The sequence below is a fragment of the Kutzneria sp. NPDC051319 genome (genome assembly GCF_040682195.1).
Lineage (GTDB): Bacteria > Actinomycetota > Actinomycetes > Mycobacteriales > Pseudonocardiaceae > Kutzneria.
Genome location: NZ_JBFBAM010000019.1, coordinates 119,177 through 133,519 on the forward strand (window position 1 = coordinate 119,177; position 14,343 = coordinate 133,519).

Sequence of the window (14,343 nt, forward strand, 5' to 3'; positions counted from 1 at the left end):
GCTAGCTCGTCCGCCAGTCGATGCGGCCGTCGGTGGTGGTCTCGGGGCGGCAGTGCCGCACCTTGGTCCGTTCCTCCAGCGCGGTGGCGATCTGCTCCAGCATCTCCGTGATGCTGCGCCATTCCGGCCCGTGCGCCTCGGCCCGCTCGTGGTCCCACTCCAGCACGCAGCCACGCAGCGGGCCCGGCCGCAGGTCGACCACGAGCGCGTCGCCGAGGCCGTCGAAGGCGAAGGGCACCCAGAGCGGGTGGTAGCTGTTGCCGGCCGACCCGGCGTCGGGGCCGCACTCCGGCGTGTCCCAGGTGTCGGCCCACAGCTTGCGCTGCACGCGGAAGGAGTCCAGCGCGCCCTGCGGGCCGTGCGGTGTGTAGAACGGCGGGATGATCTCGGCGAACGTCGAGTTCCCGGTGCCGCCGCACACCGACCACCACTCGTGCAGGTCGTCGGGCAGCTCGACACCGATCTCCTGCTCGAGGATCACGACATCTTCCCGGTCCGCCATCGTGCGCAGCACCGACCCGCTCGACGGTGCGTAGAAGGACAGCCAGCGCACGATCCGACCCCACGCGTCGGCCACTGCCATCCGTTCATGATCGAGTAAGAACGGGGGCTCCGGTACCGCTCATCGGAGGACGATCGGGCGAATCCGGTCTCCGGCTGACGGCATCGGGCCCAACGGGTTAACCTGCCCGGACGCGTGCGAGGGAGGCTGCCGTGTCGGACACCGAGACGATGTGGGCGCCCCCGGACGACGGCCGCCCGCCGCGGCGCCCGGAGCGCGGGCCGATGATCGCTTTCCTTGTCGTGCTGGTCATCGCCCTGCTGGCCGCGGCCGTGATGGGCGGCTACCTGCTGGGCCTGCACACCGCGCAGTCCGAACTGGCCGCGCAGCCGTCGTCCGTCGCACCGACCACCACCTCCACGCCGCCGCCGACGACCACCACCGACACGACGACCACGACCGACACGACCACGGTCACCACCACGACGGCCATCGGCCCCGGCACCATCCGCAACTCCACCCCGGGCGGCTCGCCGATCGTGCTCAACGTCGGCTACGGCGTGAATCTGGACAGCACCCAGCCCAACTGGGACGTGGTCCAGAACAGCGACCCGGTCTACTTCAACGACCTCCGCTTCGACAACCAGAACACCGTGTACGGACCCGGCCGTGGCTTCGCACCGGCCCAGCCCAACGCCGGCTACGCCGACTGCGTGGCGGCCACCGCGTACACGCCGCAGCTGGGCGTGGACCAGATCCTGGCCGGTGGCGCGTACTGCACGACCAGCGCCCAGGGCCGGTTCGCGCTGGTCGTGTTCCATCCGGCGGTCGGCGGGCAGCTCACCTTCGACCTCACCGTGTGGGAGAAGACCCCCTAGTCAACTGTGATGATCGAGCGACCACGTAGGCTCTGCCCCGTTCTCGCAGACAGCGTTGGCCGTGACCGGGAGGTCTCCAGATGGCTCAGGACATCGTCCCGATCGAGCTCGGGCTCCCCCAGGGTGACCTGATCACGTTGTGGGCGCCGCGCTGGCGCGAGGAAGGTGAGGAGTGGGAGGCGTTCCTCGGGCACGAGGAGGACCTCTACGCCTTCCCGGACGCCGCGCGCCTGGCCGCCTTCGTGCGCACCGTCACCGAGCACGACCTGACCGACCACCCCGCGTGGCATGTGCTGCCCGCGCTGTCGGCGGTCGAGCTCGTGCCCGACGAGAACCACCAGTTCGACCTGGTCGGCGTGCCCGAGCTGGTCTCGGAGGACCCGGACACCTGGACCATCGGCGAGCTGGCCGACGTGGTGTCGATCCTGCGTTCGCTGGCCGACGTGTGCGAGCTGGACAAGGTCAACGAGGTGCTGGACTCGGTGGACGGCTTCGCGCTGCTGCCGCAGGGCACCTTCCCCTTCACCGGCCGCGACGGCGAGCGCCGCTGGACCGAGCTGGCCAAGGTCGTCGTCGAGCGCTGGGACGAGGTGCTGGACGCGATCGACGGCATCGTCACGGTGCCCGAGGTCGACGAGAAGGCCCTGGCCGAGGCCGAGCAGGAGCTGGCCGACGCCGAGGCCCAGCTGGCCGCCGAGACCGACGCCGACGAGGACGCCGAGCGCGCGCCCGACGACGAGCCCGAGGACCTGGGCTTCTGGGGCGAGGTCGGCATCGACCCCGTCAAGATCATCCTCGGCGACAACGAGTACTACACGCTGCGCTGCTACGTCGACGACGAGCCGGTCTTCCTCGGCCACTCCGGCGAGATCGACATCTTCACCTCGGCCAAGGCCCTGGGCCGCTTCCTGGTCAACACCGGCAACGAGCTGGCCGGAAACGACATCACCGAGGTCGCCACCTGGGACGAGGTCGCCACCAAGGCCACCGCCGGCGAGCTCGAGGTCGAGGTGCACGACGACAACGTCTACGTGTTCAACGGCATCGCCGAGGATATCGCCGAAGGCCCCGACTCGATGGACCCGGTCCAGTTGGACCTGGCCGTCGAGCTGATCGAGGACGCCGCTGCCTGGGCCGGCGACGACTCCGTGGCCGAGGCGCTGGCCCAGTCCGAGAGCCTGGGCTGGCTGGTCTCCTTCGTCGTCCGCCCCGACCCCACCCGGCTGGCCCCCAGCGCCCCCTTCAACGCCGAGGTCGAGGCCTGGAAGGCCCTGGTCGAAGGCCTGGAGAACCGCTTCCGCACCCACTGAGCGCGCCTTTATGCAGGGAAGGACGCCTTACCCTCGTTGAACGCGGGTAAGGCGTCCTTCCCTGCATCAGGGGGTTTTCGCCTCGGCGCGGAGGTTTTCGGCGGCCACGGGCGTCGCGATGATCGCCAGCAGCGGGAAGATCGCGCCGATAGCAAACGCGGTGGCGTAGCCGAAGCCGCCGACCAGGGCCCCGAGCAGCGGGGGCGTCAGGGCGGCGGCCACGTTCTGGGCGGTGTTCTGTGCCCCGAGCGCACGGCCCGACCACGCGGTGCCGGCCAGCTCGGCCGTGGCCGTGAAGCCCAAACCGTTGTCCGCCACGGTGATCACGGCCCCGACGGCGATCACCGCCACCGCCAGCCACGGCGCGACCCGGTCGCCCAGCGCCAGCAGCAGCATCACCACCGTGCTGGCCACCGCCAGCTGCCGCATCGGCCGCAGCCGGCTGCCGACCACGTCGGCCCAGCGCCCGGTGACGATGCGCCCGGCCGCGCCGGCCGCCTGCACCACGCCGAGGAACACCCCGGCCCCGCCCGGCGTCCAGTGCTGCACGCTGACCAGGTACTCCAGGCTGAACGCCGAGATCACGAACTGCGGCACCACCAGCAGGCTGCTCGCGCCGTGCAGTCGCCACAGCGCGGACGATCCGAGATACGGCGACCGCGTGCGCTCCGACTCCTTGCGCGGCGGCCGTGGCGGATCCTGCACGAGCACGGCGACCAGCACCGCCAGCACGACGCAGAGGCCGGCCGGGAACAGCAGCGCCGCCCGATAACCGAAGGCCTGCCCCAAAAACGGCAGCGTCAGCGCCGCGATGCCGACCCCGACCGGCTGCGCGGTCTGCCGAATCCCCATGGCCAGGCCCCGTTCACGCGGCCCGAACCAGCCCATCACCACACGCCCGCTGGCGGCGTTCACCGACGCGCTGGCCGCGCCCGCCAACAGCAGCACCACTTCCAGCAGCGTGACGCTGTGCGTGCCGAGGCTGCCGGCGGCCAGCAGCACACCGGCCGCCCCCAACCCGAGCGCCATCACCACCCGCTCGCCGTACCGGTCCGCCGCCGCGCCCCAGGCGATCAGCGTCAGCAGCAGACCGACCGTCGGGGCCGACACCATCAGGCCCACCTGCGCCAGCGACAGCCCCTCCACCGCCCGGATGTCCGGCACGAGGAACGGCAGGCCGTACAGAAACGTGCACGCCGCCGCCTGGGCCGCCAGCCCCAGGCCCAGGATCAGCCACCGGCGCGGGTTCTCGGCCACCGACCGCCTCCCAACATGTGGACACTACTGCCTACATGGTGGACGCTAGCCGTGATACTTCGGCTACGGCAACAAATTCCCGGATCCTGGAATCAGGCCAGCAGCTCGGCGGCCGCCGCAGCCACCGAGTCGACCAGGCGCTGCCAGCTCGCCAGCTTGGTCACCGGACCATGCGGATCAAGCCGCTGGAGCAGGTTGCGGCGATGGTCGCCGAAGCGTTTGCGCACCTGATCACGACGGCGTCCGGTGCAGTCGGCCGCCGTGAGCAGGCACCGTGCGAGCACATCCTTGGGATCGGCGACGGACTCCACCTCGTGCAGCTTCGGCAAACCCAGCTTGGCCCGACTGTTCGGGTTGCCCGCGACGCGTCGGATCGCGGCTTCGTCCAACAGCAGCCAGGCCTCGGTCATCCGCACCGGCACCACGGGCACCACCCGTGCGCCGGCTGCCAGACCGGTCACGGCCTCCACGATCTCCTGCGTACGAGCGGCAGCGCCGGCATTGTCCGCGTCTCGGTGCACCACGATGACGTTGAAGTCGGTCTTGGCCAGCTCGATCCCGGCGACGACCTTGGATCGCACGTCCTTCGCGACCTTGAGCCAGCTGAAATCGGGCTCCTGAAGCCTGAGACGGACGTCGTGTTCGGCGAACAGGTCCGTCACCAGTGCGGCCAGCGGCGCGTCCGAGGTGCCTTCCGCGACGAAGAGTCCGGTGTGCAGTGTCATCGCGTCAGGTCCGCCGGAAGCTGGAGTCGAGTGTTCGGCGGGGTCGCCAGATACGGGACGAGATCGGCGAGCGTCGCCGTCGCCTCACTGTCCTTCGCCCGCCAGGTTCCTTGGAACGGAGTCAGCGCGACACCCGTGGTCGTCGTGCCGTCCGGTGCGGTTTGCCGGACTCGTTCGGCGAACAGCAGGTCGTCAGGACTGCACAGTTGAACGACCGTCGGCGAATGGGTGTTCACGATCACCTGGCGGAACGGGTTGTCGTCACCGACCGGCCGTGACGTGTCGACGGCCAGCTCGCGGACCAGGTCGACCATGGCCGAAAGGTTCGCCGGATGAATCCCGTTCTCGGGTTCCTCCATACACAGCAAACCGCTGACCGTGGGGTCTTCGAGCAGCACGCACAGAGCCAGGAATCGCAGCGTGCCCTCGGACAATGCCCTCGCCGGCAGCCGCAGCCCGTCCCGTTCGGTCAGGAACAGCGTGAAGACCTCTCGGACCTCGTCCGGGTCCACGCCGATCTCGTCGACGCTGACGCCGGCGAGATCGGAAAGCCGGTCGGCAACCCGGGCATAGGCCGCGTCCGGGTCGTCGTCGTTGGCGATCCGGTACAGCGCGGCCGCGAGGTGACGCCCGTCCACGCCCAACTGCCGTGGATCGGAGAAGCCGTTCGGTGCCCGCAGGGCCGAAGGCTCCAGGGCCAGTCGCCGCCAACTCTGCATCTCCTGGCGGGCCGCGAGAACGGTCGGCTGGCCAGGGATGGCCGTGCTCACCACGGTCCTGTTGGCACGTCCCGTGGTTGCCACCCGCGCGAAATCTTCCGTGTCGTGAATGATGACTATTTCGCCGCGTGATGTCGTGCTGAGGTACTGGCCACCGCGTTGTTCGCCGGCAATAACGGTGTCTACGAAGGGTTCCCTGTGCGCGAAACGCACCCGTTGAACCGCTTCGTCCTGGTCGACGCCGCGCAGGTTTTCCTTGATCAGCATCAGCCGCCCGGGCGTGCCGCTCAAGGCCGATGCGGTGTAGCCCAGCTCCAGTTCGTAGCGGAGCAACGTCTCGGCGGGCACCGCGGTGTTGCCCAGATCGTCTCCCACCTCACGCGGAACGATCATCTCCACGGCGAAGCGCATGACGCGGTCATGGTCGCGGTATCCGTCCCAGAACAGGTCCCGCGGATCGCCACCGCGCTCACCCGAAGGGCCCCGGACCCGCCTCGCGGCGTCGGCCAACGGCTCCGTCGCGAGGTGCGACAGGAACTCGATCGCGTCGAAGACGTTCGACTTGCCGACGCCGTTGGCCCCCGCGATGCAGGTGAACGCGCCGAACTCGGCCTGCGCGTCCACCAGGTTCTTGAAGCCGTGGACCTCGAGGCGAGTCAACATGGGCTCACGCTACCTTCGCGCTCAGGCCAGCAGCTCGGCGTAGCCGGGCTTGATCACGTCGTTGATCAGGGCCAGCCGCTCGTCGAAGCCGATGAAGGCCGACTTCATCGCGTTCACGGTGAACCACTGCAGATCGGTCCAGCCGTAGTCGAAGGCCTCGACCAGCGCGCCGAACTCGCTGGACATGGTGCAGCCGCTCATCAGGCGGTTGTCGGTGTTGACGGTGACCCGGAAGCGGAGGTCGGTCAGCAGGCCGATGGGGTGCTCGGCGATGGACTTGGCCGCGCCGGTCTGCACGTTGGAGGAGGGGCACATCTCCAGCGGGATGCGCTTGTCCCGGACGAAGCCGGCCAGCCGTCCGATGTGGACGGAGCCGTCGGCGTCGCGGGTGATGTCGTCGACGATGCGCACGCCGTGGCCGAGCCGGTCGGTGCCGCAGTGCTGGATGGCCTCCCAGATGGACGGCAGCCCGAACGCCTCGCCGGCGTGAATGGTGAAGTGGGCGTTCTGCTGGCGCAGGTACTCGAACGCGTCCAGGCCGCGGGTGGGCGGGAAGCCGGCCTCGGGCCCGGCGATGTCGAAGCCGACCACGCCGGCGTCGCGGTAGCGCACGGCCAGCTCGGCGATGCGCAGCCAGCCCTCGTTCTGCCGCATCGCGCACAGCAGGGTGCCGATCCGGATCTTGTTGCCGGTGTTGCGCTCGCCCAGCCGGAAGCCCTCCTGCACGGCCTCGACGACCTGCTCCAGCGACAGGCCGCTGGGCTCGAAGAGCTCGGGGGCGTAGCGCACCTCGGCATAGACGACGCCGTCGGCGGCCAGGTCCTCGGCCGCCTCGGCGGCCACGCGGACCAGGGCCTGCTCGGACTGCATCACGCCGCAGGTGTGGGCGAAGGTCTCCAGGTAGCGGACGAGCGAGCCGGAGTCGGCCGCGTCGCGGAACCAGGCGCCCAACGCGGCCGGGTCGGTGGTGGGCAGGTCCGTGTAGCCGATCGTGTCGGCCAGTTCGATCACGGTCTTCGGCCGCAACCCGCCGTCCAGGTGGTCGTGCAGGAGCACCTTGGGGGCGCGGCGGATCGCCTCGGGGGTCATCGGCGTAGGCATTGCGACACGGTACCTCCGAGTGGCCGCGTTCCTCGCTGTGGCGATCTTGGAGCGGTATGATCATGGACGGTGTTATCCGTGCCGGTGAATTCCACCCGCTCGTATGGCGAGCCCCGCCGACGAGTGGTATCTCGGCCACGGTGTGCCACCATGTCGGGGTATGGATCACTCATATAGGGGATCTTTGGTTTCAGTCAGCAACCGGATGAAGATCGACTAAGTCCCACACGGCTCTCGGCATGCTCCGAACGACGCAAAACAGAGCACAGCTGCGTCAAGATCCGTGGGGCCGGTTCGTGTCGCCGTGAGTAGCTGGCTAGAGTCGCTGAGTCTCCCCATCCCCATGGACGAAGGCGCCAGCCGTGAACGAGAACAACAACTCCACGATGTCCTTCGATCGGATGCGCAACATGCTCACGCGCGCCGCGGAGATCCGTGAGAGCGAACAGCAGCAGATCTTCGACGCGCTCGACGAGATCCACGCGCGGATGTCCCCGCTCGAGTCGCTGGGTTCCGTTCGCAAGCGCCTGTCGGAGCTGCCGGACCGCACCGAGGTCAGCGTGCTGGCCGAGCGCCTGGACGAGGCGCTGGCCAAGCTGGAGGCGCAGGACGGCGCCATCTCCGAGCTGGGCCGCGCGCTCGAGGGCGTCGTGGACAAGCTGGCCAAGCCCTTCGCGCAGCTGGACGGCCGTCTCGACGGCGTCGGCGGCCGCTTCGAGGGCGTCGCCGGCCGGATGGACGGCCTCGAGGACAAGCTGACCCACATCCACAAGCGCCTCGACGACGTCGACGGCCACCTGGACAAGCAGGACACCAAGGCCGAAGCGCTGCCCGGCGTGCTGCACGCGCCGATCCGCGAGCGCCTCGAGGCGCTGGAGACCGCGCTGCGCAGCCGCATCGACGAGGTCGACGAGGGCGTGCACGAGCACCTCGACGGCACCAAGGAAGCGCTGCAGCGCGCCGTCACCGAGTCCGGCGCCGCCACCGCCGCCAGCATCGGCGACTCCCGCACCTCGCTCGAGGGCAGCGTCGCCGACTCGCGCGCCGTCCTGGAGAGCAAGCTCGCCGACGTTCACGGCACCGTCAACGACCGGATCAGCGCGACGCACGACTCCGTGCACGCCAAGCTGGACGACCTCATGTCCCGCCCGGCCGTCGACCCCACCGACCGCCTCGACGCCCTGGCCCGCCGCCTGGAGCAGGTCTCCAGCCGTCTCGACGAGATCGACACCCGTGTCGACGCCGTCGGCACCGCCACCGGCGAGCGCATCGGCGACCTGGCCGGCACCGTCAACAGCGGCCTGCAGGACGTGCACGGCACCCTGTCCGCCCGCCCCGACGCCGACCGCCTGGTCTCCCTGGTCCGCGGGGCCAACGAGGAGTCCGAGCGCCGCAACGCCAGCCAGCTGGACGAGGCCATGGCCACCTTCGCCGAGCTCATCCTCGGCGGCGGCTCGCCCACCCCGCCCCCGCCGCCCACCGCGCTGCCCCGTCCGCAGCGCCGGGCCCGTGCCCCGAAGAACGCCATCGCCGGCAAGGGCGACAAGGTCGACATCGACGGCATCGACCTGGCCGCCGAAGGCGCCTGACCCAGCACCGCTGACGGCCGCTCCCGGGACTTCCGGGGGCGGCCGTTTTCTGTGCCAGGGGTTTTGCCACATGCGCTTCCCATTTGCGTCCTGGTGCCACAGGGGAAGCGCATGTGAAGAAAAAGTGGTGCGGGGTGGGGTGGTTGTGGCAGACATGGGGGAGGGTGACGCCGCTCACCTCGCCGCCCTTCTTTCACGATCGTGAGTCGTAAAATCCAACTCAGCAGGTAGATGTCGTTGCTGAGGAGGAGTCATGAGGGACGCCGTCATCGTCGACGCGGTACGGACACCGATCGGCAAGGGCAAGCCGGGCGGGACGCTGTCCGGGATCCATCCCGTCGACCTGCACGCCCACGCGATCCGGTCGCTGATCGAGCGCACGGGCATCGACCCGGCACTTGTCGACGACGTGATCAGCGGCGCGGTGGGCCAGATCGGGGAGCAGAGCGGCAACACGGCCCGCTGGGCGGCGCTGGCAGCAGGGCTGCCGGAGTCGGTGCCGGCGGTGACCGTGGACCGCCAGTGCGGCAGCAGCCAGCAGGCCATCCACTTCGCGGCCCAGGGCGTGATCGCCGGCGCATACGACGTGGTGATCGCTTCCGGCATCGAGTCCATGAGCCACATCCCGATCGGCAGCCAGGCCGCCGGCCAGGACTTCCTCGGCCCGGGCGTCGCCGCCCGCTACCCGGAAGGCCTGGTGCCGCAGGGCATCAGCGCCGAGCTGATCGCCAAGCGCTGGGACCTGTCCCGCGAGCAGTTGGACGCCTTCGCCGCCGAGAGCCACCGCCGGGCCGCCGCCGCGTGGTCCGAGGGCCGGTTCGCGGCCGAGGTCAGCCCGATCAAGGTGGACGCCGCCGAGGTCAACTTCGACGAGACCATCCGTCCGAGCACCACCCCCGAAGTCCTGGCCGGGCTGCGGCCCGCCTTCAAGTCCGACTTCTGGCAGCAGCGCTTCCCCGACCTGGACTGGCGCGTCACCGCCGGCAACTCCAGCCCCATCAACGACGGCTCCGCCGCCGTCCTCATCACCAGCAGCGAGACCGCCGCCCGCCTCGGCCTGCGCCCCAGGGCCCGGCTGCACTCCTTCGCCGTCGTCGGCGACGACCCGCTCTACATGCTCACCGGCGTCATCCCGGCCACCCGCAAGGTCCTCGACCGGGCCGGCCTCACCCTGGCCGACATCGACGCCTTCGAGGTCAACGAGGCCTTCGCCAGCGTCGTGCTGGCCTGGCAGGCTGAGACCGGCGCCGACCTGGGCAAGGTCAACGTCAACGGCGGCGCCACCGCCATCGGCCACCCCCTCGGCGCCAGCGGCGCGCGTCTGATGACCACCCTGCTCGGCGTCCTGGAGCAGACCGGCGGCCGCTACGGCCTCCAGACCATGTGCGAGGCCGGCGGCCTGGCCAACGCCACCATCATCGAACGCCTCTGAGCAAGCCGAAGGGCCCGGCCGAATGTCGCCGGGCCCTTCTCACGGCGTGGGGTCACACGCCCATCGGATGCCAGACGGTCTTGGTCTCCAGGACCGCGCGCATGCGGCTGACGTCCGGTTCGCGGGCCCAGTCGGGCTCGCCGCGGCCGCCGCGGACGAGGCGCTTGACGGTGCCGGCGGCGGCGCGTTCGAGGTCGGCCCTGATGGCCTCGGGCGCGCCGGTGAGGTCGAGGGCGTTGACGTCGGCGTGGGCGGCCAGCCATGGGGCGATCTCGGCGGTGCGGCCGGTGAGCACGTTGACGACGCCGCCGGGCACGTCGGAGGTGGCGAGCACCTCGGACAGGGTGATGGCCGGCAGCGGCCGGTCCTGGCTGGCCACGACGACGCAGGTGTTGCCGGCGGCGATGATCGGGGCGACGACGCTGACCAGACCCAGCAGGGACGAGACCTGCGGGGCGAGGACGGCGACGACGCCGGTGGGCTCGGGCACGGTGAAGGAGAAGTACGGCCCGGCAACGGGATTGGCGGCGCCGAAGACGCTGGCGATCTTGTCGGTCCAGCCGGCGTACCAGACCCAGCGGTCGATGGCGGCGTCCACAATGGACTCGCCACGCTTGGTGCCCTCGCTGGCGGCGACCTCGGCGACGAACTGCTCGCGCCGGCCCTCCAACAGCTCGGCGACCCGGTACAGCACCTGTCCCCGGTTGTAGGCGGTGGCGCCGGACCAGCCGGGGAACGCCTTGCGGGCGGCGCCGACGGCGTCACGGGCGTCCTTGCGCGACCCCTGCGCGGCGTTGGCCAGGAAGCCGCCGCGCGAGTCGTTCACGGGATAGGACCGGCCGGACTCGGAGCGCGGGAACGCGCCGCCGATGTAGAGCTTGTACGTCTTGGCGACGGAAATGCGGTCAGACATCGAGGTACGCCTCCAGCCCGGCGCGGCCGCCCTCGCGGCCGAAGCCCGACTCCTGGTAGCCGCCGAACGGCGCGGTCGGGTCGAAACGGTTGAACGTGTTGGCCCACACCACGCCGGCCCGCATCCGCTGCGCGGCCCACAGGATCCGGGAGCCCTTCTCGGTCCAGATGCCGGCCGACAGCCCGTACGGGGTGTTGTTGGCCTTGGCCACGGCCTCGTCGGGAGTGCGGAAGGTGAGCACCGACAGCACCGGCCCGAAGATCTCCTCGCGGGCGATGCGCATGGACTGCTGCACGTCGGAGAAGACCGTGGGAGCGAAGAAGAAACCCTTGTCCGGCACAGGAACCGGGCTGGTCCAGCGCTGCGCGCCCTCGGCGTCGCCGGCGGCCACCAGCTCCTGGATCTTCTCCAGCTGGGCGCGGGAGTTGATCGCGCCGACGTCGGTGTTCTTGTCCAGCGAGTCGCCGACGCGCAGGGTCGAGACCCGGTGGCGCAGCTTGTCCAGCAGCTCGTCGGCGATCGACTCCTGCACGAGCAGGCGGGAACCGGCACAGCAGACGTGGCCCTGGTTGAAGAAGATGCCGTTGACGATGCCCTCGACGGCCTGGTCCAGCGGCGCGTCGTCGAAGACGATGTTGGCGGCCTTGCCGCCGAGCTCCATGGTCATCTTCTTGCCGGAGCCGGCCAGCGCGCGCTGGATCAGCTTGCCGACCTCGGTCGACCCGGTGAACGCCACCTTGTCGACGCCGGCGTGGTTGACCAGCTCCGAGCCCACGTCGCCGGCGCCGGGCAGGATGTTGACCACGCCCGGCGGCAGCTCGGCCTGCTGGCAGATCTCGGCCAGCACCAGCGCGGTCAGCGGGGTCGTCTCGGCCGGCTTGAGCACCACGGTGTTGCCGCAGGCCAGAGCGGGCGCGATCTTCCAGGCGGCCATCATCAGCGGGAAGTTCCACGGGATCACCTGCCCGGCCACGCCCAGCGGCCGCGGATCCGGCCCGTAGCCGGCGTAGCCGAGCTTGTCGGCCCAGCCCGCGTGGTAGAAGAAGTGCGCGGCGGCCGTCGGCACGTCGACGTCGCGCGACTCCTTGATCGGCTTGCCGTTGTCCAGGCTCTCCAGCACGGCCAGCTCGCGCGAGCGCTCCTGGATCAGCCGCGCGATGCGGAAGATGTACTTGGCCCGCTCGGCCCCGGGCATCTTGCTCCACACCCGGTCGTAGGCACGGCGCGCGGCCTTGACCGCGGTGTCCACATCCGACGGCGAGGCCGTGCTGACCTCGGCCAGCACCTCCTCGGTGGCCGGGTTGACGGTCTTGAGCGGATCGCCCGAGCCCTCGACGAACTTGCCGTCGACGAACATGCGGTAGGCCGGCTTCAGGTTCGCGATGTCGCGCGACTCCGGCGCGGGTGCGTACTCCCAATTGCTCATTCGTCAGTCCACCGTCACGTAGTCGGGGCCGCTGTAGTGGCCCTCAAGCTGGGTGCGTCGCTGCATCAACAGGTCGTTGAGCAGGCTGGACGCGCCGAATCGGAACAGCGTCGGCGTCAGCCACTCCTCGCCGGCCACCTCGTGCACCGCGACCAGGTAGCGGATCGCGTCCTTGGTGGTGCGGATGCCGCCCGCGGGCTTCACACCGCGCAGCTCGCCGGTGCGGTCCCGCCAGTCGCGCACCGCCTGCAGCATCACGTGCGTGACGGGCAGCGTGGCGGCGGGGGAGACCTTGCCGGTGGAGGTCTTGATGAAGTCGCCGCCGGCCAGCAGCGCCAGCCAGGAGGCCCGGCGCACGTTGTCGTACGTCGAGAGCTCGCCGGTCTCCAGGATGACCTTGAGGTGCGCGCCGCCGCAGGCCGCCTTGATCGCCACGATCTCGTCATACACCTGGCCGTAGCGGCCGGACAGGAAGGCGCCCCGGTCGATCACCATGTCGATCTCGGTGGCGCCGGCCTCGACGGCCATCGCCGTGTCGGCCAGCTTGACCGCGCGGTTGGAGCGCCCGGACGGGAAGGCCGTGGCCACGCTGGCCACGCCCACCCCGCTGTCGCCCACGCCGGCCACGGCCGTGGCGACCATGTCCGGGTAGACGCAGACGGCGCCGACGTGCGGCACGTCCGCGTACTCGGGGTCGGGCCGGCGGGCCTTGGCGGCCAGGGTGCGGACCTTGCCAGGCGTGTCGGCGCCCTCCAGCGTGGTCAGGTCGACCATGGAGATCGCGGTGTCGATGGCCCACATCTTGGAGGCCTTCTTGATGCTCCGCGTGCCGAGGGTGGCCGCGCGCTGTTCGACGCCGACCTGGTCCACCCCGGGCAGTCCGTGCAGGAAGCGCCGCAGGGACGCGTCGTCGCGCGTGACCTCCGACAGTTCTGTCTGAGAAGGGGCTGACATGGGATCGAGTCTAAGTGGCCATTGCGTGCGTATGTCCTCATAGACGTGAGGAGGGCGCCGTGACATTGACCCCGGACGAGGTGCACGCAGTCGTTTTCAACCCGCCGCCGCCCGGCCGCCGGGCTTACCACTCGGGCGAGGTGGACGACTTCGTCGACCGCATCGAGGCGACGATGCGCGGCGAGGACACCCTCACCGGCCAGGAGGTGAACAAGGTCAAGTTCCACAAGCCGCCGGCCGGCGAGGAGGGCTATTTCGACCACGAGGTCGACCAGTTCCTGGCCCTGGCCGCCGAGTCGCTCGGCTGCGGCTACGACGTGGTCGACGTCGACGCCTTCCTGGACCGGGTGGTCAACGCCCTGCACGGCACCGAGCGGCTCACCGTCGAGGAGGTCCGGGGCGTGCAGTTCCGGCGGGCCACCGGCGGGGTCGACGGGTACAACGAGGACGGTGTCGACGCCTTCCTGCTGATCATCGCCCGGGTGCTGGAGCGTCTGGGCGGCCGGCCGCGCGCGCTGACCGCCGACGACATCGTCGCCGTCGGCTTCCACACCGCCGAGAAGGGCACCCGGGGCTACAACGAGGACGAGGTCGACAGCTTCCTCGACCGGGTGGAGGCGACCCTGCGCGGCCGCGGCCGCCTCACCGCCGCCCAGGTCCGCGAGGTGACCTTCGGCGAGGCCCTCATCGAGGGCGAGGGCTACGACCAGGAGGAGGTCGACGCCTTCATCGACATGATCGAGGTCCAACTGGCCGCCGCCCACTACCGCCCCGCCATGTGACCCCCGCGAGATGCTCCTATGGTCTGTCAAGCCGTTTGGAGGGTGGGCAGCGCGGCTAGATCGGCCATCAGGCGTGGGTAGATCTCCCGGGC

The 14,343-nt window shown here is 70.3% G+C and carries 13 protein-coding genes; 5 read left to right on the forward strand and 8 right to left on the reverse strand.

Annotation, left to right across the window (positions count from 1 at the left end; genetic code table 11):
* Position 1: 1 nt before the first annotated feature.
* A complete protein-coding gene (locus tag AB0M73_RS21465; protein WP_363892917.1) occupies positions 2 to 583 on the reverse strand; it encodes an SMI1/KNR4 family protein in 582 nt (193 codons plus the stop codon).
* Positions 584 to 714: 131 nt separating this feature from the next.
* Here AB0M73_RS21465 and AB0M73_RS21470 point away from each other — a divergent pair, with 131 nt between their 5' ends.
* Both AB0M73_RS21470 and AB0M73_RS21475 read left to right on the forward strand, forming a co-directional pair.
* Positions 715 to 1,380, forward strand: a complete 666-nt coding sequence (locus AB0M73_RS21470) for a hypothetical protein (protein ID WP_363892919.1) — start codon at positions 715 to 717, stop codon at positions 1,378 to 1,380.
* Between the two features lie 80 nt (positions 1,381 to 1,460).
* On the forward strand, positions 1,461 to 2,690 hold the full coding sequence (locus AB0M73_RS21475) for a primosomal protein (RefSeq protein ID WP_363892921.1): 1,230 nt from the start codon (positions 1,461 to 1,463) through the stop codon (positions 2,688 to 2,690).
* Positions 2,691 to 2,756: 66 nt separating this feature from the next.
* Here the strand turns inward: AB0M73_RS21475 and AB0M73_RS21480 are convergent, their stop codons facing one another.
* The 4 genes from AB0M73_RS21480 to AB0M73_RS21495 all read right to left on the reverse strand — a co-directional run bounded on the left by AB0M73_RS21480 (position 2,757) and on the right by AB0M73_RS21495 (position 7,155).
* On the reverse strand, positions 2,757 to 3,947 hold the full coding sequence (locus AB0M73_RS21480) for an MFS transporter (RefSeq protein ID WP_363892923.1): 1,191 nt from the start codon (positions 3,945 to 3,947) through the stop codon (positions 2,757 to 2,759).
* A gap of 92 nt (positions 3,948 to 4,039) precedes the next feature.
* Entirely contained in the window at positions 4,040 to 4,672 is a 633-nt protein-coding gene (locus AB0M73_RS21485; RefSeq protein ID WP_363892925.1) for a hypothetical protein, read from the reverse strand.
* The gene (locus tag AB0M73_RS21490; RefSeq protein WP_363892927.1) at positions 4,669 to 6,054 is read right to left on the reverse strand and encodes an AAA family ATPase; all 1,386 of its coding nucleotides are present in this window, start codon (positions 6,052 to 6,054) and stop codon (positions 4,669 to 4,671) included. The genes AB0M73_RS21485 and AB0M73_RS21490 overlap by 4 nt, the downstream gene beginning before the upstream one ends.
* Positions 6,055 to 6,075: 21 nt before the next feature.
* The gene (locus tag AB0M73_RS21495) at positions 6,076 to 7,155 is read right to left on the reverse strand and encodes an adenosine deaminase (protein ID WP_363892929.1); all 1,080 of its coding nucleotides are present in this window, start codon (positions 7,153 to 7,155) and stop codon (positions 6,076 to 6,078) included.
* Positions 7,156 to 7,517: 362 nt separating this feature from the next.
* Here AB0M73_RS21495 and AB0M73_RS21500 point away from each other — a divergent pair, with 362 nt between their 5' ends.
* A complete protein-coding gene (locus AB0M73_RS21500) occupies positions 7,518 to 8,744 on the forward strand; it encodes a hypothetical protein (protein WP_363892931.1) in 1,227 nt (408 codons plus the stop codon).
* A 253-nt stretch (positions 8,745 to 8,997) separates the two neighbouring features.
* Positions 8,998 to 10,176, forward strand: coding sequence for a thiolase family protein (locus AB0M73_RS21505; protein WP_363892933.1), 1,179 nt, complete (start codon positions 8,998 to 9,000; stop codon positions 10,174 to 10,176).
* Positions 10,177 to 10,228: 52 nt separating this feature from the next.
* Here the strand turns inward: AB0M73_RS21505 and AB0M73_RS21510 are convergent, their stop codons facing one another.
* From AB0M73_RS21510 to deoC, 3 genes are read right to left on the reverse strand one after another with little or no spacing between them, the layout of a single operon-like run.
* Positions 10,229 to 11,089: an aldehyde dehydrogenase family protein gene (locus AB0M73_RS21510; RefSeq protein ID WP_363892935.1), complete on the reverse strand. Its 861-nt coding sequence runs from the start codon at positions 11,087 to 11,089 to the stop codon at positions 10,229 to 10,231.
* Entirely contained in the window at positions 11,082 to 12,515 is a 1,434-nt protein-coding gene (locus AB0M73_RS21515) for an aldehyde dehydrogenase family protein (protein ID WP_043721807.1), read from the reverse strand. The genes AB0M73_RS21510 and AB0M73_RS21515 overlap by 8 nt, the downstream gene beginning before the upstream one ends.
* Positions 12,516 to 12,518: 3 nt before the next feature.
* Entirely contained in the window at positions 12,519 to 13,469 is a 951-nt protein-coding gene (gene deoC / locus AB0M73_RS21520; protein ID WP_043721810.1) for a deoxyribose-phosphate aldolase, read from the reverse strand.
* A 59-nt stretch (positions 13,470 to 13,528) separates the two neighbouring features.
* Between deoC and AB0M73_RS21525 the strand changes: the two genes are divergently transcribed.
* Positions 13,529 to 14,251 carry a DivIVA domain-containing protein gene (locus AB0M73_RS21525; RefSeq protein ID WP_363892938.1) on the forward strand — a complete coding sequence of 241 codons (723 nt, stop codon included), beginning with the start codon at positions 13,529 to 13,531 and terminating at the stop codon, positions 14,249 to 14,251.
* Positions 14,252 to 14,343 lie beyond the last annotated feature (92 nt).

Bases quoted from the DNA above. Each gene is read 5' to 3' on its own strand.
- AB0M73_RS21465 (WP_363892917.1), bottom strand. From the start codon at position 583: ATGGCAGTGGCCGACGCGTGGGGTCGGATCGTGCGCTGGCTGTCCTTC.
- AB0M73_RS21510 (WP_363892935.1), bottom strand. From the start codon at position 11,089: ATGTCTGACCGCATTTCCGTCGCCAAGACGTACAAGCTCTACATCGGC.
- AB0M73_RS21475 (WP_363892921.1), top strand. From the start codon at position 1,461: ATGGCTCAGGACATCGTCCCGATCGAGCTCGGGCTCCCCCAGGGTGAC.
- AB0M73_RS21490 (WP_363892927.1), bottom strand. From the start codon at position 6,054: ATGTTGACTCGCCTCGAGGTCCACGGCTTCAAGAACCTGGTGGACGCG.
- AB0M73_RS21515 (WP_043721807.1), bottom strand. From the start codon at position 12,515: ATGAGCAATTGGGAGTACGCACCCGCGCCGGAGTCGCGCGACATCGCG.
- AB0M73_RS21485 (WP_363892925.1), bottom strand. From the start codon at position 4,672: ATGACACTGCACACCGGACTCTTCGTCGCGGAAGGCACCTCGGACGCG.
- deoC (WP_043721810.1), bottom strand. From the start codon at position 13,469: ATGTCAGCCCCTTCTCAGACAGAACTGTCGGAGGTCACGCGCGACGAC.
- AB0M73_RS21505 (WP_363892933.1), top strand. From the start codon at position 8,998: ATGAGGGACGCCGTCATCGTCGACGCGGTACGGACACCGATCGGCAAG.
- AB0M73_RS21495 (WP_363892929.1), bottom strand. From the start codon at position 7,155: ATGCCTACGCCGATGACCCCCGAGGCGATCCGCCGCGCCCCCAAGGTG.